The sequence below is a fragment of the Actinomyces gaoshouyii genome (assembly GCF_002076915.1).
Taxonomy (GTDB): Bacteria; Actinomycetota; Actinomycetes; order Actinomycetales; family Actinomycetaceae; genus Actinomyces; species Actinomyces gaoshouyii.
Genome location: NZ_CP020468.1, coordinates 1,856,568 through 1,874,602 on the forward strand (window position 1 = coordinate 1,856,568; position 18,035 = coordinate 1,874,602).

At 70.6% G+C, this 18,035-nt stretch carries 14 protein-coding genes; 4 read left to right on the plus strand and 10 right to left on the minus strand.

Features of this window, described 5'->3' with window-relative positions:
- The first annotated feature begins 216 nt into the window (after window positions 1–216).
- From B6G06_RS07665 to B6G06_RS07675, 3 genes are all read left to right on the plus strand, one after another.
- Window positions 217–1,134, plus strand: coding sequence for a glycosyltransferase family 2 protein (locus B6G06_RS07665; RefSeq protein WP_081171802.1), 918 nt, complete (start codon window positions 217–219; stop codon window positions 1,132–1,134).
- Between the two features lie 185 nt (window positions 1,135–1,319).
- Complete coding sequence (locus tag B6G06_RS07670) at window positions 1,320–1,559, plus strand: type II toxin-antitoxin system Phd/YefM family antitoxin (protein WP_229657871.1); 240 nt, start codon at window positions 1,320–1,322, stop codon at window positions 1,557–1,559.
- Window positions 1,556–1,813 (plus strand): Txe/YoeB family addiction module toxin, encoded by a 258-nt coding sequence (locus B6G06_RS07675; RefSeq protein ID WP_080462023.1) that lies wholly within the window; start codon window positions 1,556–1,558, stop codon window positions 1,811–1,813. The genes B6G06_RS07670 and B6G06_RS07675 overlap by 4 nt, the downstream gene beginning before the upstream one ends.
- An 81-nt stretch (window positions 1,814–1,894) precedes the next feature.
- On the opposite strand, the gene B6G06_RS07680 is transcribed toward B6G06_RS07675, so the two are convergent.
- The 6 genes from B6G06_RS07680 to B6G06_RS10320 form a co-directional block, all read right to left on the minus strand.
- Window positions 1,895–3,958 carry a glycoside hydrolase family 99-like domain-containing protein gene (locus B6G06_RS07680; protein WP_205635449.1) on the minus strand — a complete coding sequence of 688 codons (2,064 nt, stop codon included), beginning with the start codon at window positions 3,956–3,958 and terminating at the stop codon, window positions 1,895–1,897.
- A gap of 16 nt (window positions 3,959–3,974) precedes the next feature.
- Window positions 3,975–4,841: a rhamnan synthesis F family protein gene (locus B6G06_RS07685; protein WP_080462025.1), complete on the minus strand. Its 867-nt coding sequence runs from the start codon at window positions 4,839–4,841 to the stop codon at window positions 3,975–3,977.
- Window positions 4,838–5,077: a methyltransferase gene (locus B6G06_RS07690; protein ID WP_080462026.1), complete on the minus strand. Its 240-nt coding sequence runs from the start codon at window positions 5,075–5,077 to the stop codon at window positions 4,838–4,840. The genes B6G06_RS07685 and B6G06_RS07690 overlap by 4 nt, the downstream gene beginning before the upstream one ends.
- Window positions 5,074–6,429 (minus strand): ABC transporter ATP-binding protein, encoded by a 1,356-nt coding sequence (locus tag B6G06_RS07695; protein ID WP_240494040.1) that lies wholly within the window; start codon window positions 6,427–6,429, stop codon window positions 5,074–5,076. Before B6G06_RS07695 ends, B6G06_RS07690 begins: the two co-directional genes overlap by 4 nt.
- Window position 6,430: 1 nt before the next feature.
- Complete coding sequence (locus B6G06_RS07700; protein WP_080462027.1) at window positions 6,431–7,264, minus strand: ABC transporter permease; 834 nt, start codon at window positions 7,262–7,264, stop codon at window positions 6,431–6,433.
- Window positions 7,265–7,392: 128 nt separating this feature from the next.
- Window positions 7,393–9,336 carry an N-acetylmuramoyl-L-alanine amidase gene (locus B6G06_RS10320; RefSeq protein WP_081171803.1) on the minus strand — a complete coding sequence of 648 codons (1,944 nt, stop codon included), beginning with the start codon at window positions 9,334–9,336 and terminating at the stop codon, window positions 7,393–7,395.
- 328 nt (window positions 9,337–9,664) lie between these two features.
- Here B6G06_RS10320 and rfbB point away from each other — a divergent pair, with 328 nt between their 5' ends.
- A complete protein-coding gene (gene rfbB / locus B6G06_RS07710) occupies window positions 9,665–10,660 on the plus strand; it encodes a dTDP-glucose 4,6-dehydratase (protein ID WP_080462029.1) in 996 nt (331 codons plus the stop codon).
- A 317-nt stretch (window positions 10,661–10,977) separates the two neighbouring features.
- Here rfbB and B6G06_RS07715 read toward each other — a convergent pair whose 3' ends face one another.
- The 4 genes from B6G06_RS07715 to B6G06_RS07730 form a co-directional block, all read right to left on the minus strand.
- Window positions 10,978–12,021: a helix-turn-helix domain-containing protein gene (locus B6G06_RS07715; protein ID WP_081171804.1), complete on the minus strand. Its 1,044-nt coding sequence runs from the start codon at window positions 12,019–12,021 to the stop codon at window positions 10,978–10,980.
- A 100-nt stretch (window positions 12,022–12,121) separates the two neighbouring features.
- Window positions 12,122–14,281: a DUF6541 family protein gene (locus B6G06_RS07720; protein ID WP_081171805.1), complete on the minus strand. Its 2,160-nt coding sequence runs from the start codon at window positions 14,279–14,281 to the stop codon at window positions 12,122–12,124.
- Window positions 14,278–16,407 (minus strand): DUF6541 family protein, encoded by a 2,130-nt coding sequence (locus B6G06_RS07725; protein ID WP_081171806.1) that lies wholly within the window; start codon window positions 16,405–16,407, stop codon window positions 14,278–14,280. The genes B6G06_RS07720 and B6G06_RS07725 overlap by 4 nt, the downstream gene beginning before the upstream one ends.
- A 237-nt stretch (window positions 16,408–16,644) precedes the next feature.
- Window positions 16,645–17,967, minus strand: a complete 1,323-nt coding sequence (locus B6G06_RS07730; protein WP_081171807.1) for a nucleotide sugar dehydrogenase — start codon at window positions 17,965–17,967, stop codon at window positions 16,645–16,647.
- Window positions 17,968–18,035 lie beyond the last annotated feature (68 nt).

Consider the following 18,035-nt stretch of genomic DNA (forward strand, 5'->3'; position numbering starts at 1 on the left):
TGGTAGTCCTCGTTCCTCGTTGCACCCAGCGCGTACCGGGCACTGATTGGGATTGGGCTGAGTCTATCCTCCGCGCGGGGTGGCGGGCACCATGATCGCCGCTACCAGCCTGGGCGCCGGGCGCGGCAGCAGCGCATTAGAGTGGCACCGCCAGGTCCACCCCCGCGCCACGCGGGCCGTCTTGGGAGAGCCCATGAACAACCCGGGATCAGCCCCATGAGCAGCGCCACAGTCGTCGCCGTCATCGTCACCTACGAGCCCGGGCCCCTGGGAGGCCTCCTGGGGGCGCTCACCCCCCAGTGCGACGCCGTTGTCGTGGTTGATAACGGATCAGCCGCTCCCGGGCTCGAGCGGGCGCGCGAGGCCTGCGCCGCTCATGGCGCCGAGCTCATCGAGCTGGGCGAGAATCTCGGGATCGCCGCCGCGCAGAACCGGGGCATCGCGGCCGCTCGGGCCAAGGGGGCACGGTACGTGCTGCTGTCGGACCAGGACTCGATCCCCTCGCCCACCATGGTGGCCCAGCTCCTCGAGGCGATCGAGGAGGACACGCGGATCGCCGCCGTCGGGCCGCTGCCGGCCGAGGAGCGCGAGGGCGCCGACGAGCTCGTCTACGTGGACCGGGGATGGAGCCCCAAGCGCGCCACCAAGGCCGAGTTGGCCAGGCCGAGGCTGGAGGTCGCCTTCCTCATCGCCTCGGGCTGCCTGGTGCGCGTCAGCGCGCTGGAGGAGATCGGGCCGATGCGCGAGGACCTGTTCATCGATCATGTGGACCTGGAGTGGGGAGTGCGCGCCCGGCGCTCGGGATGGCGGCTGGTCGCGGTGCCGGCGGCCCGGCTCACCCACTCGCTGGGCGATGAGGTGGTGCGCCTGCCGGGGCGGGACCAGCCGATCCACGTGCACGCCCCGATCCGCAACTACTACATCCTGCGCAACACGCTCGCACTGGTGGGCCGAGGCTCGCCGCTGCCGGCGCGCTGGCGCGTCCGCTACTCCTACTGGGCGGCGAAGTACGCGGTGTTCAACGCCGCCCTGCCGGATCGGCGCGCCGAGCGCCACCGGATGCTGCGCCGGGGCCTGGCCGATGGCCTGCGCGCCCGACTGGGCCCCTACGCCTCCCGCTACCCCGACCGCTGATCCCCACGAGACCGGTCGAAAACAGCATCGAAACCGGTCGATATGAGCACCGAGACCGGCCCGGAGACAACCCGCCGACATTCCGGCACCAACGGTTGCGGGAATCGGCGCTTGACTCCCCCGCGAGCGCCCGAGCAAACTTGTACTAGATGCCGTACATCTAGAGAGGTCTCACCATGTCCGTCATGACGGCGAGCCAGGCACGCGCGAATCTGTTCGGCCTCATCGAGCGGGTCAACGAGGATGCCTCCCATGTGGAGATCACCTCCCGGCGCGGAGACGCGGTACTCATCTCCCGCGATGAGTTCGATGCCCTGGAGGAGACGGCGCATCTGATGCGCTCGCCCGCCAACGCGGCACATCTACTCGCCAGCCTGGCGCAGGCCCGTCGGGGGGAGAGCGCCGAGCACGAGCTACTGCGGTGAGGATCTCGTTCACGCCCAAGGGCTGGGAGGACTACACGTCCTGGGCGGACACCGATCGACGCATGATCCCGCGCATCAACAAGCTCCTCGACGATGCGGCCCGGCATCCCTTCGAAGGGATAGGCAAGCCGGAGCCGTTGCGTCACGCGCTGGCCGGGGCCTGGTCGCGACGCATCACCGGCGAGCACCGGCTGGTCTACATCGTCGACGGGGATGACATCGTCGTCGTCCAGGCCCGCTACCACTACAAGTAAACGCCGAGACCGGTCGAAAACAGCATCGAAACCGGTCGATATGAGCACCGAGACCGGCCCGGTGCGCCGGCGGGGAGCCCCTCAGCTCCAGATGGCCTGGCGCAGGGCGAGGAGGTAGGTGCGCCCGTAGCGCGTGGTGGGCTCCAGGACAGCCGACTCGGCCCACTCGTTCCAAGCGTTGATGAACACGAGGCGGTCGGCCTCCTCGCGCCCGGCAACGGCCCGGATGAGGCCCGCCACCCAGCGGTGGAAGCTGTAGGGGTTCGAGCCGTACCAGGCATCCGCCTTCCACTGGCGGCGGGCGGTGTTGTCGAAGGTGACCATGGCGCCGGGGTACTCGTGCTCGGTCAGGCGCACCGCGTTGCGCAAGGAGGCCTTGAGAGTGGCCTGATAGCTCATGAAGTTGCCTCGCCACCGCTTGTCCAGGCCGACGTCGAGGGCCGGGCCCGCGATCCACGGCAGGTTGTGGGGGGCGAACTCCAGGGTGCCATCGAGCCCATTGGCGCGGTAGTCCTCGCCGACGCCGTCGAACTCCTTGGCCACGGACACGGCGATGACGTGGAGCTCGCCGACGCCCGCGGCTCGGGCGCGCTCGCGCCAGGCGGCTACAACCTGCGGGAAGTTCTCCATCTGGGCGGGTCGGTAGACGGCGATGAGCGCCTTGCCGTTCACGCGCATGTAGCGGGGGTCCAGGAGGAACTCCATGACGTCGTCGATGAAGTCCTCGGCGGGGACCTTGTCGTAGTCCTGGCCGATGAGGACGTCCTGGCTGCGCCCATCCCAGCGGCGCGTCCAGTTCTCGTTGGCCCACATGATGCAGTACGGGAAGTCGAGGTCCGACGCCCGGAGCTTCTCGATGGGGCGGTTGAGGATCCGCTCGCCGGAGAACCAGTAGTAGTAGTACATGAAGCCGGCCAGGCCGTGGGTGCCGGCCAGCTCGGCCTGGGCGGCGCGCACGGAGTCCATCTCCAGGTCGTAGTAGCCCAGCTCCGTGGGCTGCTTGGGCTGGTAGTGGCCTCGCCATGCGGGCACGGCGCCCACGACGTTGGACCACTCGGTGAAGCCCTTGCCCCACCACACGTTGTTCTGCGGGGAGTCGTGGAACTGGGGCAGGTAGAAGGGGATGACGGTGGCGGCCGGGACTCGCTCGGCATCGCGATCGAAGCGGCGCCAGCCCTGCCGGTCGGTGCCCGGGGCGGCGAGGAGCTCCCGGATCGCGTCGGGCTCCACGGTGCGCAGCCCGGCCTCCTTGGTGACGATGCCGATGATCCTCTCGACGGCGTGCGCGGTGGTGCCGTCCACCTGGCCGGCCTCGTGGTCGAAGTCGGCGGCCTGGAGGTTGAGGGCGCGCAGGCCCTGGAGCACCAGGCCGCGGCACCAGTACATGGAGCCGGAGGCGAACTCGAGCTCGTCGGGATCGATCCTCAGCTCGAGGCGGCGCAGGAGCTGCTCGACGATGCGCTGGTCCCCGCCCCAGAACTGCTTGCCGACGATGGAGTCGGTGGCGGTGAGCACGCCCAGGGCGGGATCGGCGGCGAAGGCGGCGAGGATGCCCTCGATCGTCTCCTGCGAGCCCGCGAGGTCATCCAGGAACTGCTGCTTCCAGGTCTCGCCGCTGCCGGCGAGCTCGGCGTGCTCCTCGCGCCACGGGCTGCGCTTGGTGTGCATCTTGAGGATGAGGTCGTAGGGGTCGAGGATCCCAGAGTTGACCAGGTTGACGGTCGGCAGGATGTCACGGCCGTGGTTGTCCACCTCGACGACGACGCTGGTCCCCAGGTGCTCCAGATCGTCCGGGACCCGGATCCCCCTGCCGGAAGCGTTGGTGATGAACAGGTCGAAGTCGACCGGCATGAGGCGCAGGTGCGTGAAGAGCTCGTCCATGAGCTCGGGGTAGAAGCAGTGGATGACGACGGCGATGCGGGCCGGCGATTCGACGCGGAAGGCGGGATCCACGCGCCACTTGTCCGGGAATCCGGAGTCCTGGCGCCCGCCGAGGCGGTCGACGAAAGCGGCGAAGTCCGCGGGGTGCTTGGGGCGGTAGCCGCGCACTGAGCCCGTGGCGATGAGGTTGGCGGCGGCGTTGCGTCCGCGGGCCGCGAAGTAGGTGGCGCGGCGGGCGGCGCCGTGCTTGGAGATGCGGGTCATGTCTCGTGCCTCTTGCTCACCACTGGTGGATGTCGATGTTGTACAGGCGCTGCAGGTGCTCGGCGCTGGCGGCCGCCTCAGCGGCCAGATCCGGATGGGTCAGGATCGTGCGCTTGAGGAAGGGGGCGCCCGAGGCGATGATCCCCTGCCAGGCGCGGATCGTGGGGTTCTCATACCCGGCCCCGATATCGGTCCCGGTCACCCATTCGTCGATGGAGTAGGCCTCGGAGAAGGCGAGCCTGGACAGGCCCAGCTCGTAGGCCATGACGACGTCCTCCTTGGTCGGCTGGACGCGGATGCCGTCGAAGAAGCGCACCCAGGCCCGCTCGGCGAGGATCCCTCCTCTGAAGGACAGGAAGTAGCTCTGCATATGCCGTCCGAACTGGTAGGAGGTCGTCAGGCAGCGGATGTCGGGGCCCGGGGGCTCGGCCGCCCACTCCAGGAGAGTGTCGATGGGGGCGAAGGGCCCGAGCATGGAGTCGTTGGTCAGCAGGACGACGGGCTTGGACCGCACGCCCGGGATCCAGCCCAGCCCGGTGGTCCAGGAGCCGAAGTCGTAGCCGAGGTTGGGGCGGCGGATGACGACGGTCCGCTCGGGGATGCCGTGCGGGAACTCGAGGGGCTCGCGGCGCTCGCATGTGGACACCACGACGGTGACGTAGCCGGAGGCGTCCAGGGCGGCGAGGTAGCGGCTCAGGGAGAGCGGCTGAACCGGGGTCGCGGAGTACTGGGCGACGATGGCGACCCGCTCGGCGGCGTCGACGGTGCTCCGCTCGCCGCGCTCGACGTGGATCCGGCCCCGCGTGACGTCGACGACGCGCGGCCCCTCATGGGAGGCCTGGCCGTGCTGGGCGCGCAGGAGGCGCCCCGGAAGGGGGCTCACCGGGGAAGCCTCATGCGGATAGCCGACTTGACGAGCCTGACCGGGGCGGTGAGGTGCCAGGAGGTGGAGTGGCGGATGTCGCTGAGCTGCTCCCAGGCGCCGTCGAGCTTGCGCTGCATGATGCGCTGCTCCTTCTCCAGGCGCTGGATTTCGGCATGGAGTTCCCCGGCCTCGGCGTGCGCGTGGCGCAGGGCGGCTCGCAGGCGGCGGATCTCGTCATCCTGACTGATGGTCATCGGTCCCCCTCGTTCAAGGACTCGGACTGTTCGGCCTGGGGCACCCCTGCGGCCTCGACGCTCAGGGCGGGGCTCCAGCGGCCCTCGGGCATGGTGATCAGACCCGGCTCGTCAATGACCCTGCCCTCGTGGATGAGGAGCTCGGTCTGGCGGTCGGAGTAGTCGTAGGTGGCGCCGTCGCGCAGGAAGCAGGTGGTCAGCCACAGGCGGCCGGGATGGAGGACGACGGGGTCCATCGCATAGTCGACGAAGCCGTCCTCGCCCGCTCTCAGGTTGTAGAGGTACCCGGCATGACGGGAGTTGGGACCGGAGATCATGACCCCGCCGTCGGTGATGAAGGCCAGGCCGAGCTCGACGTCGCGCAGGTCCTTGCGGGCGTGGACGTGGATGCGCAGGGTGGCGGGCCTCCCGGTGGTGAGGAAGGGGACCTTGTTGCCCTCGCCGTCGAAGATCTCGACGCCGGTCATGCGGCACTCCCCCGAGCCCTGGTTGAGCCGGAAATCCTTGTCCGCCTCCCGCTCGGCCTCGGTCTGCTCGGCGGCGCGCTTCTCCGCCTCCTTGGCGTTGACGGCGGCGATGTAGGCCGAGACGCCCTCGTCGGCGGGACCGATCATCTTGACGCGGCCGTGGTCGAGCCAAACGACCTCGTCGCACATCTCCTTGGCCAGGGACAGCGAGTGGGTGACCAGGGCGATCGTGGTGCCGTGGTCGCGCAGGTCGCGCATGTACTCGAAGCACTTGCGCTGGAACTCCTCGTCGCCCACGGCGATGATCTCGTCGACGATGAGGATCTTGGGGCGGATCGCCACGGCGACGGCGAAGCCCAGGCGCACGGTCATTCCCGAGGAGTAGACCTTGACGGGCTGATCGATGAAGGCGCCGATGTCGGCGAAGTCGATGATCCAGTCGATGGTGGACTCGATCTGCTTGCGGCTGCGCCCCAGGATAGCGCCGTTGAGGAAGATGTTCTCGCGCCCCGTGAGCTCGCCGTGGAAGCCGGCTCCGAGCTCGAGGAGGGCGTCGACGCTGTCCGAGACGGTGACGGTGCCGCTCGTGGGGCGGTAGACGCCTGCCAGGAGCTTGAGCATCGTGGACTTGCCCGAGCCGTTGTGGCCGACGAGCCCGAAAGTGGTTCCCTTGCGAATCTTGAAGGAGACGTCATCGAGGGCGTGGAAAACGCGCTGCTCGGAAGTGGCGCGCCCGCGCACGAAGCGCTCCTTGAAGGTGGAGCGGCGATCGGCCTGCATCTCGAAGCTCTTCGAGACGCGGTCGACGACGATGGCGTATTCCTCCGGCCCGGAGCCCCCGGGGGTGGTGTGCGCGGAGGCTGTCTCGATCATGTCAGCGCTCATCTCAGATCATCTCCCCCAGGTCGGCGCCCCACTTGCGGGCCACAATGCGCGCCCCGAGGTAGGCGAGTCCCGCCCAGGCCAGGCAGGCGGCCCAATGCGTCAGGGAACCGACCTGTCCCATGTAGACCAGGGATCGGAAGAGCTCGATGTACTCGGCGACCGGCATGTGCTTGACGACGAACTGCAAGGGGATTCCCCATTTGCTCTCCGGCACGATGGTCACCACATAAATGATGGGCGTGGCGTAGAACATGAGCTGGAGGATGACTCCGACGAGCTGGGCGAGGTCGCGCATATAGACATTGCCGATAGCCAGGATGACCGCGATCGCCTGGACGAAGACGACGATGAGCGCGAGGAGCACGGGTACCAGCAGCCATGACCAGTCCAGGAAGCCCAGGAGGGCCAGGACCACCATGAGCAGCCCCGCCTCGATGGCGCTCTGGATGCCGACGGCCAGGCCCGCGCCGAGCACGGGTGCGTAGGCCGGGAAGTAGACCTTCTGGAGCAGCCCTCCGGAGGACAGGAGCCCGTTGATGCCCGCATTGATCGAGTTCTGGAAGTAGCCCCAGATGGTCAGGCCGGCGAAGAGCCACAGGGCGAACTCGCCGATACCGCCCGTACGATTGTCCAGTGCCGGGGGGCGCATCTTGAACAGGCCGCCGAAGATGACGGCGTAGATGCCCAGGGTGACCAGGGGCACGACGAGGGACCAGAGCCAGCCCAGCAGGGTGCCGTTGAACTTGGCCTTGAGGTCCCTCTGGCCGAAGGCGTTGATGAGGCTCGCCTGCTGGCCGAGGGTCAGGGGTGCCCTCACGTCGATATGCTCCGCCATGGCCTCACTCATCCGGGTCCGGGTGCGAATCCGCCGCCCTGGGAGATGGCGACTCGAAGGCTCAGTCTAGACCAGGCTCGGTGCCGCGCGGGCAACCCGGCCTGTGCGTCCGGCTACGGCCGGCTCGGTCAGGCGATCCAGGCGCCGGAGGGCGCGAAGCGGTAGGTCCTGCCGTCGATCCGCTGCGCACCGGTGACCATGAACCCGGCATCGGGGCGCAGGTAGTACCAGCTGCCGCCGATGCGGTGCCAGCCGGTGGCCATGCCTCCCCAGTCCTCCGCCAGGTAGTACCAGCCCCCGTTGATGAACCGCCAGCCGGTGGCCATGGCCCCGTTGGAGGGATCGAGGTAGTACCAGTCGGGGCCGACCTTCTGCCAGCCAGTGGCCATGGCCCCACTGGAATGCAGGTAGTACCAGCGGCTGCCGTCCTTCTTCCAGCCGGTGGCCATGGCTCCGCTGGAGGGATCGAGGTAGTACCAGTCGGGGCCGACCTTCTGCCAACCAGTGGCCATGCGGCCGGAGCCGGGCGAGAGGTAGTACCAGGTGGAGCCCTGCTCGAGCCAACCGGTGACGAGCTCCAGGTCGTCGGTGTAGTAGTACCAGGCGCTCCCGGACCGAACCCACCCGGGCCTGGGTGCGGGGGCGCCGCCCATCTGGGTGGCGGCGATGGAGCGGATCCGGTCCATGCGGGAGTAGCCGACATCGCCCGGGCACGCGGTGTTGCCGACATCGCGGTGGGCGAGGATGCGGGGCAGGGAGACGACCTGCCCGGCGGCGTACTTCTCGGAGGAGTGGATGGTGAAGTCCGCCCAACCGTCCGCATCCGTCACCCCGCCACGGGCGAGGAACCAGCCGGCGAGCCTGCCGACGCGGTCGAGCTGGGCCTGCGTGGGGGCCACGGCCGAGTAGTCGCCCATCATGGAGATGCCCATCGTCCCGGTGTTGGCGCCGTAGGCGTGGCCGCCCACCGCCATGGTCCCGGGCGCGGAGTCGAGGGTGCCCAGGCGGCCCTCGTAGACGGTGCCGTACTTGTCGACGAGGAAGTTGTAGCCGATGTCCCCCCAGTCCAGAGTGACCGAGTGGTAGTGGTAGATGCCCTGGATGATGCCCATGGACTGGGCGGCGGTGTAGTTGTTCGTCCCCGCGGTGTGGTGGACGACGACGTGCTTCGCGCTCGCGTACTCGACGTCCCAATCGGAGCTGGAGGAGGCGCCCCAGGCCGAGCGCGGGGTGACGGCGAAGGGCAGGCCGGCGACGGCGACCGCTCCGGCGATGCCCGGGAGCGCTGCCCCCACCCCGGCGGCGCCGACGCCCGCGAGCGCGGGAGCGGGGGCCTCGATGGTCCCAGCGGCCCGGCGGGCAGTGGCGGCACGGTCGACGGGCGTGGCGGGCGCGGTGACGGACTCGAGCTCGGAGGTCTCGACGGTCTCCTCCGAGCCGCTGGGGGCGTCGGGGATGAGATGGAGGCGCAGGCCCGCGGGGATGGATCGGGTGTCGTCGATAATGAGAGCGGCCTGGACGGCGTCGGCGCCACCGGTGACGAAGGGCTCGGTGCCGGTGGATCGGGCGGGGCCCGAGTCGCGCCCCCCGGCGCTCTCGACCTCGAGGAGGTGCCAGGTGGACCACTCGCCGCCCTCGCGCACGCGCAGGTAGGCGCTCGCGCCGTCGGGCAGGCCCCCGCCGTTCCAGGTGAAGCCGGCCACCACGAAGCCGTCGACGGCGAGCGGCTCGGTCAGGAGGGCGGCGTCGCGCTCGGGGTCGATGTCGGAGGAGGGATCCGCCGTTGCCAGGGGGAAGTGGGCCGCTCCGACACCGGTGCCAGAGGCGGCGGGCGCGCTGCCGGCCGGGCCGGGGGCGGCGGGCGAGGCCTTGAGGCCCGCCCGGGCGAGGGAGGTGAGAGCGCCGTCCCCCGAGGTCAGCTCCAGCACCTTGGCGGGGGCGCCGTCGGAGGGAAGGGAGAGGGTGCGGGTCGGGGCCGCCGCGGGCGCAGTGGACGCCGCGGACTCACTGGCAAGGCCGAGGGCGATCAGGGGCAGGGTGGACATCATCGCGAAGGAGCGGCGGCTGAGCATGGGGTCCTCTCGTGTCGCGCCACCGGCACAACAGCGCCGATGTGACGATTGGGGCGAATGAGACTATTGGGATCGGCTTGACACCCTACCCGCCCCCAGCGCCCCTCTTCACTGTGAGCCTGGCGACGCTCATCGAAATGCAATGCTCCGCGACGCCTCCGCGGCTCCGACGGCCCGCGCCGCTCGCCCCACGGGGCTGCGGGCCCCACCCCGCCAAGCGCCGCGCCCGGGGCCTGTGGCATGATGGCGGGCGAAAGAATTCGGCGTTTTCACGGCATCGCACTATCCCATGCCTACTGGCCGAGCAGTGTCGACCACGGAGTCCCTCATGAACGTCCTCATCACCGGTGGCGCCGGCTTCATCGGCGCCAATTTCGTCCACCAGACCCTCTCCCGCTACCCCGACGCGCGCGTCGTCGTTCTCGACAAGCTCACTTACGCGGGCAACAAGGGCTCCCTGGCGGATGTGGCGGACCGCGTCGAGCTCGTCGTCGGCGATATCGCCGACATGGACACGGTGGACCCGCTGGTGGCGGACGCCGACGTCGTCGTCCACTTCGCCGCGGAGTCGCACAACGACAACTCCCTCAACGACCCCTCCCCCTTCATCCGCACCAACCTGGTGGGCACCTTCACCCTCCTGGAGGCCGTTCGCCGCCACGGGACGCGCTTCCACCACGTCTCCACCGACGAGGTCTACGGGGACCTGGAGCTCGACGACCCCGCCAAGTTCACCCCGGAGACGCCCTACAACCCCTCCTCGCCGTACTCGTCGTCGAAGGCGGGCTCGGATCTTCTCGTGCGCGCCTGGGTGCGCTCCTTCGGCATCGAGGCCACGATCTCCAACTGCTCGAACAACTACGGGCCGTACCAGCACATCGAGAAGTTCATCCCCCGCCAGATCACCAACCTCATCGACGGCGTCAAGCCGCGCCTGTACGGCGCCGGCGAGAACGTGCGCGACTGGATCCACGTCCTGGACCACAACGACGCCGTGTGGGACATCATCGAGAAGGGCCGCATCGGCGAGACCTACCTCATCGGTGCCGACGGCGAGAAGAACAACAAGGAGGTCGTCGAGCTCATCCTCGAGCTCATGGGCTACGACACGGACGACTACGTCCACGTCAACGACCGCCCCGGCCACGACATGCGCTACGCCATCGACAACTCCCGGCTCGTCGAGGAGCTCGGCTGGAGCCCGAGGTTCACGGACTTCCGCTCCGGCCTGCAGGCCACCATCGACTGGTACCGCGACAACGAGGCCTGGTGGCGCCCGCTCAAGGCGGAGGTCGAGGCCAAGTACGCCGCCCAGGGCCAGTGAGACCCAACCCGTAGGACGTGCAACCGCCTCCACGCTGTGAGGGTGGGCTCCCCTTCTCGGGGAGCCCACCCTCACAGCGTCAGACGCCCAGTCGGGCCCGTCCGGTGCCACCAACCCACGTCAGTCCCGGGCCAACTCCTCCTGATCAGCCGCAGGCGCCCTGAGCACCGCCCCGGCCGCACTCGCAATCGCTCGATGACGGCGCGTGCCTGGCGGGCGTCGATGATGGCGACACGCCCATCATCTTCGCCAGGGCAGCGGCCCTGTCGTGTCCCAGACGAAGATCTCCGTACTCGGCGAACTGCTCATCTCAGTGCTCACGATGACAGAACACCGAGCGTCATCTCCGCCGCGCGTCGGGGCGTGACAAGCTGACTGTCAAGGGCCCGGGCGCAGGCCCGGATCCACGCCGGCGCCAAGCCCGGCGGTACGACGTCCTCCCGGGGCCGAGCCCCGAGAACACGGTAGAAGTCCGCGTCGACGGGGGTCGTCGTCGTGTCGATCGACGCCAGATCGAGGCCCGCCCCCTCAGCGACCCTCATGAGCAGGGACCACGAGACCCGGTAGTCGCCCGCCAGGCGCACCAGCGTCTGGCGCGACGGGCTCTCGTCCCAGGCGCGGCGCACCGCGGCCTCGGGAAGGAGGAGCTCGGCGGCGAAGGCGTCGACCAGCTCCTCCGCCTCGCGCGGCGCCGCGTAGTGGCCCGAGGCCTCGTAGGTATCACCTGCGAGGTGATGGCCGATCTCATGGGCCAGTGTCGCCCGCCGACGACCGGGCTCGACGTCGGCCCCGACGAGCGCGACACCGAGACCCGGCTCCGGGGTCAACGACCTGCCGTCGATGTGCGCCGGCGTCGTCCGGGCCCACAGACCCAGCCGGGAGGCGACATCGGTCATGTCGTCCAGGAACTTGCTCCCCACCCCAAGGTACTCGCGCGCGCGACGCGCCAGGTCCTGGGCCTCCTCGCGGGAACTGAGACCGGAGCCGCCGAAATCCAGCGCCACCGGCTCGATGAGCCCCGCCTCCCGCAGCTGGCACAGGTCCCCCCACGCGCGGTCGAGGTCGATCTCCGCCTGGACCTCCTCGCGCTCGTCGGGCAGGACGGCCTCTTCGACCGGCCGGCGCGCTGCCCGGACGTCCGGAGTGGGACGCGCGACGAGGTCGATGAGGTCCACATCGAGCGCCTTGGCGATCCTCATCAGCTCGAGCGCCGAGACCTTGCGCTCACCGGACTCCGCACGGGACAGGGCCGTGCGCTCCAGACGGCACCGGTCGGCGAGCTGTCCCTGATCGAGCCCTCGGCCCCGGCGGATCCTCCGGATCTGCTCCCCGAGCTGAGTGAAGTCCGTGACCATCTCCATATGTGCGATTTTCGCACACCCCTGTTCGCCGTTCAAGGCGGAGGTCGAGGCCGAGGACGCCGCTCGGAGCCAGCAGGGCCAATGAGACCGGTGACGGGCGTCAACCGCAGGCGGTGATGCGCCAGAGCGTCGCCGTGGACCCGGCGCCCGACGGCGCGGAGTCGACCTCCTCCAGGTACTCGTGGGGCACCTGGTCCATCCGCCAGCCCCACAGCGGTTGGCGGCCGCCCCCGGTGGCGCCATCGGGATGGGCGTCGTCGGAGTAGTAGTGCGTCACCCCGCGCTCATTGAGGATCCGGCACACCTCGGGGTCGGAGCCGAGCTGGTCGAGGTGCTCCCCCAGCCACTCCAGCTCCGGGCTGATCGGCAGGAGCCGCGTGGGGTAGACCGTGCGCACACCGGCCACGCTCCACAAGTAGGCGCTCCCGTTGGACGGGTTGCCTATGACGAGCGCGTCCCCGCCGAGCTCCTGGGGAGCGCGGCGGATCATCGCCAGCTCCGCATCGGAGAGCATCGTGCCGTAGGAGATGCGCTCCGGATCGTGGACAGCCTCCATGATCTCCGCTTTCAGGCCCCACCTCCAGGCGGGCGCGAGGACGAGGGAGATCGCGAGCACGGCCAGCGCCATGCGCTGCGGGACCGATGCCAACCGCCCACGCCATCCGGTGAGCGGGCGCCAGGCGCGGACGAGGCCGCGGGCGCCGAGCGTGGCGAGCACGAGAAGCCCGATCGTCACGAGGACGATGATGCGGGCCCGTTGGGTGTACCACGGCCCGGCCAGTACGCGCAGGGGCCACTGGGGCCCTGCGGCGAGGAGCAGGATGAGCGCCGCCGCCCCGGTGCCGATGGACCATAGGCGCGCCTGCCGGGCCTCGCTGCCCCGGACGCCCCGCCATGCCCCGACCACGGCGATGAGCGCCAGGGCGAGCACCAGGGCGTTGCCCGGGATGTATGGGGAGAAGCGGGCGAGCAGGGGGTGATCGGCGGCCAGCGCGTAGACGGTCTCCGCGAGGTTGCTGGGGGGGCGCTGGTAGGAGAAGACATCCGTCAGCGAGCTCCGCACCCTCCAACCGGCCCCGACCACCAGGACCCCACTGGCGGCAACGGCGCCGATCAGAATGTTTCGGCCCCGCCCGCCGCGGCGCCAGGCCGCGGTCACCGGGCCCCAGAGGCCGCCGACCGCCAGGGGCCCGGCGAGCACGGCGAGGTTGAAGGCGCCGGCGCCGTGCGCACCGACGACGCCGACAGCGCCCAGGCCCGCCAGCACGAGGGCCCGCGCGCGCCGTCGGCCGCCCACGGCGCCGGATCCGCAGGCGCGCGTCACCAGGGCCAGGCATCCGGGCAGGAGGCACAGGGACAGCGCGTAGGGCCACACACTGGTCAGCAGGAGGAGGACGGAGACCACGGAGCCGGACAAGGCGGTCCCCAGCCCCAGGAGCGCGCCCGCACCCCGATCCTCCTCGGGGCCCGTGCGCCCGAGGGTCTCGCGCAGGAGGGCCGCCATGCTCAGTGGCCAGATGGCTGATGAGAGCACCACGACGAGCGTGTTGGAGCCCTCGATGACCCCGCCGGGCAGGAGAGCGGCAATGGCGTGCCACAGCATGGGGTAGTAGATGCGCTGGCCGTCGTAGAGCGGCCAGGTCCCTCCGAACGGGCTCGCGTCGCCCGTCAGGCGCACGAAGGCGGTGGCGGACAGGTGGTAGATGGAGTCCGAGGCCTGCATCGGGGAGTCGAGGGCCCCGGTTGAGCGGATCACTGGCACAGCGGTCATGAGCGCGGCCAGCCCCAGCCCCGCGCACAGCGCGGCCCGGCCCTGAGCATCGAGAGGGGCCGGGCCGAACGGCGGACCGGCGGTACCGGGCGCCAGGGGCGCGCGTCGCGCGAGCAGGCCCGCCGCCGCGCACGCGGCCCATAGCCAGCCGACGGGGCCGATGAGCAGGTGGGCGCGATCCCAGGGGATCCCGAGGGGTTGGGCCAGCGTGCTGCCCACGGCGAGGATCCCCGCGGTGATCGCGGGCGCGGCGCCCAGTGCTGTCACACCGCGCAGTCCCCAGGCCTGGGAGATCGACCAGCCCGGGATGATGAGCCCACCGAGGGCCGCCACCGCGATCGGCGGGGCGGCCGCCCACGAGGCTCCGGCACCGCCGCCCAGGAGGGGCATCAGGGCGAGCAGCGCGATTCCCACCAGCGGCAGGACGACCACGCGGATCGCGGTGGGCCCGATCCGAGCCGCGCGATGGGCGCGCCGGGAGCCGCTCATGGGGTCCGTCCCTCCTCGTCGCAGGCGGTGATGCGCCACAGTGTCGCACCATCGACGTCGGCGACCCTCACGAAGCCCTTCGAGGTATCGACGTGCTGGAAGCCGGGGTAGAGGGCGTAGGTCTCCGGGGGCAGACCCGGCTGCTCGTAGTACAGGGGGATTCCGCCCCGGGCCCTGATGATGCCGCAGACCCGGGCATCGGCGCGGATCTTCGAGAAGTTCTGCGCCAGGTACTGCTGCTGCCAGTTGATGGGGGCGCCGTAGTGCCGGTAGTAGGAGGTGCCGTCGGTGAGCGCCGCCGTGTAGGAGGCTCCCGACTCCGGGGAGCCGTAGACCACGGCTCCGTTGAAGGCATCGTGATCGCTGCCGCGCATGGCCCGGGCCTCCTCGGGATCGAGCCACACGTAGTGCATGAACTTCTGGAAGGAGTAGTAGCTCCAATACTCGGACGATCCGGTGCCCGCCCTGATGGCGGGAATGGCGAGGCAGATCGCCGCGCACAGGGTGAGGATGGTGGTCGCGCGCGGGGCGCGGAGGACCCGTCCGCGCCAGGAGCGCGTGGGCCGCGGTCGGATCCCCCGGATCCTATCGAGGATGATGCCGAGCTCCTGGACGCAGGCGGCGGCGAGTACGCCGTCGATGAGCACGATGAGGGTGAGAACCCTCAGCAGGTCCCGCCACCAGGCCCCGGTGAGCGCGCCGATGGCGGGGTCCGTGGAGGAGGTGGTCAGGGCGAGGACCACGAGTGTTCCCCAGACCGTCAGCATCGCCCAGCAGCCGCGCACGGCCATGAGTATGGCCCCGACCAGTGCAAGGGCGCCGACGAGCTCGAACCATCCGGTGGCCGGCTGGCCCTCGATGGGCTCGAGGAGCAGGCTCATCGAGGCGGTGCGCCCCAGGGTCCTGCTCTCCTCGGGGTAGGCCGCCATGGACTGGAGCACGGGCAGGCGCATCATGATCGCGATGGGGGCCAGGCAGGCCAGGCAGGCCGCCGCGCGCAGGAGGCGCGCCCGCAGCGCGTGGGCGGTTCCCGACTCCCCTCGGATCGCGGCGCGCGCGAGCCCGACGGCGCCGAGCACGCACAGCACGATGACGAACACCTGGCCGCCGCCGGGGTGGGCGGCGGAGATGCCGCCCAGGCAGGCCAGGCCGAGCGCGGCGCGCAGGAGCTGCTGACCGATGCCCCGGGGGCGCAGGACGGCGAGCGCGGTCACCGTCCCGATGAGCAGCTCCACCGACATCGCCGCTGCCAGTTGGGCGTTGTAGAAGACCATGTAGCCCGGCATCCACATCGTGGTGGAGGCCAGGAGGGCGGCGAGCGATGCCGCCCACCAGCGCAGTCCGGCGGATCGGGCCAGGAGCACCACCATGAGGGGCAGCAGCATGGCGCCCAGGGAGATGAGGGAGGCGCTGAGGATGAGCGCGGGGTCGGCCAGGGGGCGCAGGACCGCAGCGATGGCGTGGTAGCCGTCGGGGTAGATCGCCCCGTTGATGGCCCGCGACGCGCTGATGATCGAGGCGTTGCCGGTGCGGTGGATCTCCTCGATGAGGTTCATGTGCAGGACGGAGTCCCGATTCTGGTGGACGGCGTCCACGGCCCCCATCTGACTCGTCAGGGCGAGGATGTGCGTGATGGCGGCCGGCAGGGCGGCCAGGATCGCGGTGATGAGGAGGCGCGGGATCCCGCCTCGGCGGCGCGCGCCCCGGGCGATCCTCTCGACGGCGTCCTTCGCCCGGGGCCCATCCGGCTCCTGGGCGGCCCTGTCCCCGTCAGCGCTCTCCGACTCCCCGGGCTCGGCCTCGTCCGCCGCCTTCCCCGCGTCCGGGGCCTCCTCCTGGGAGGCTGCCCCGACCCGGCCCACGGCGGCAGCACGGGCGGCGAACCGGCGGCGCGCGCCCCGGGAGAGTGCCGGGCCGGCGAGGATGAGCGCGCCGAGCACGATCTGCGTTCCGGCGCCCCATGGCAGCACGAGGCCGATGAGGGTGACGATGAGCACGGTAACGGCGGGGCCGGAGGCGAGCGCGGCCAGCGGGGCCAGCCCCAGGGAGCGCAGGAGGATGGCGCCAGGCGCGACGATCAGCGCGGTGAGCGCGACCGCGAGAAGGACCAAGGCGCTCCAGTCCACTGGGCCTCCCTCACCGCATTCCGGGGACTCAACCCTGTCGATCATAGACGGCCGATAGCGGGGCGCGGCCCATCGACGACGAGCAGGCCCCTGATCCCACGCGCGGTGAGGAGCATCGCGGGGATGGTCACAATGGCATGATCCGCGCCTCCTGGAGGCACCAGGTCGAGACGATCTGGCGCCCCGGTCAACCCTGATCCCCGGCCCGGGCCCGGGCCCGCATGAGCGGCACCGGCCTCAGTCCAGGCGCTGGCCCCCGCCGATGGTCAGACGGGGCGTGCCCGTCCACCTCTCGGCGTCAGTGGCGCTCCGCCCGTCGAGCAGGAGGCGGATGCCGGGCAAGTCGGCGGGGGTGAGCCCGGCGTACTCGGCGTGGTCGGCCTGGACGATGGCGGCGTCGACCTCCTCGCCGAGGTGGTAGGGGACCCAGCCGAAGGCGGCGAGCTCGTCGTCGGAGTACATGGGGTCGTGGACGCTCACGACGGCGCCGCGAGCCCGCAGTGCCTCCACGGTGGGGAAGGCCCCGGAGAAGGCGGTCTCCTTGACGCCGCCCCGGTAGGAGGCTCCGAGCACCACGACGCGCAGGCCCGCCAGGTCCCCGAGAACCTCCTCGGCGCGGGTGACGACGTACTCGGGCATGGTGGCGTTGAAGGCCCGCGCGGTGCGCACGACGGAGGCGTCGGGGTCGGTGGACAGGTAGAGCCGCGGGTAGACGGGGATGCAGTGGCCGCCCACCGCGATGCCGGGGCGGTGGATGTGGGAGTAGGGCTGGGAGTTGCAGGCCTCGATGACGCGCTGGACGTCGAAGCCGCATTTGTCGGCGTAGACGGCGAACTGGTTGGCCAGGCCGATGTTGACGTCCCGGTAGGTGGTCTCGGCGAGCTTGGCCATCTCGGCGGCCTCGGCGCTGCCCATGTCCCACACGCCGTTGGGGTGCGGCAGGTCGGCGCGCTCGTCGAAGTCGAGGACCTGCTCGTAGAAGGCGATGCCGGCGCGGGTGCCGGCCTCGGTGAGCCCGCCCACGAGCTTGGGGTAGCGGCGCAGGTCGGCGAAGACCCGGCCGGTGAGGACCCGCTCGGGGCTGAAGACGAGGTGGAAGCCGTGCTCGCCGTCGCCCTCGACCAGGCCGGAGATCCTCTCGATCATGGGTTTCCAGCGCCCGCGCAGGGTGCCCACGGGCAGGGTGGTCTCGTAGGAGATGAGGGTGCCGGGGCGCAGGTGCTCGGCGAGCGAGGCGGTGGCCGCGTCCATGAGCGCGAAATCGGGCTCCCAGGTGGCGTCGTCGACGAAGAGCGGCACGACCAGCACGACCGCCTCGGCGCCGGGGATGGCCTCGGCGTAATCGGTGGTGGCCCTCAGGGCGCCATTGCCGGTGGCGGGGCTCAGGGCGGCGAGCTTGGCCGCCAGGTGGGCCTCGCCGGGGAAGGGCTCGCGCCCGGCGTTGACGGCCTCGACGGTGGCGGGATTGACGTCGACGCCAATGACCTCGTGGCCCTTCTCGGCGTACTGGGCGGCCAGGGGCAACCCGATCTTCCCCAGGGCTACGACGGCGATGCGCATGATGATCCTTCCGTGCCGGGCGGCGGCTATCACCGTATGGTAAGGCCTCCCCGCGCCGCTGCCGGCAG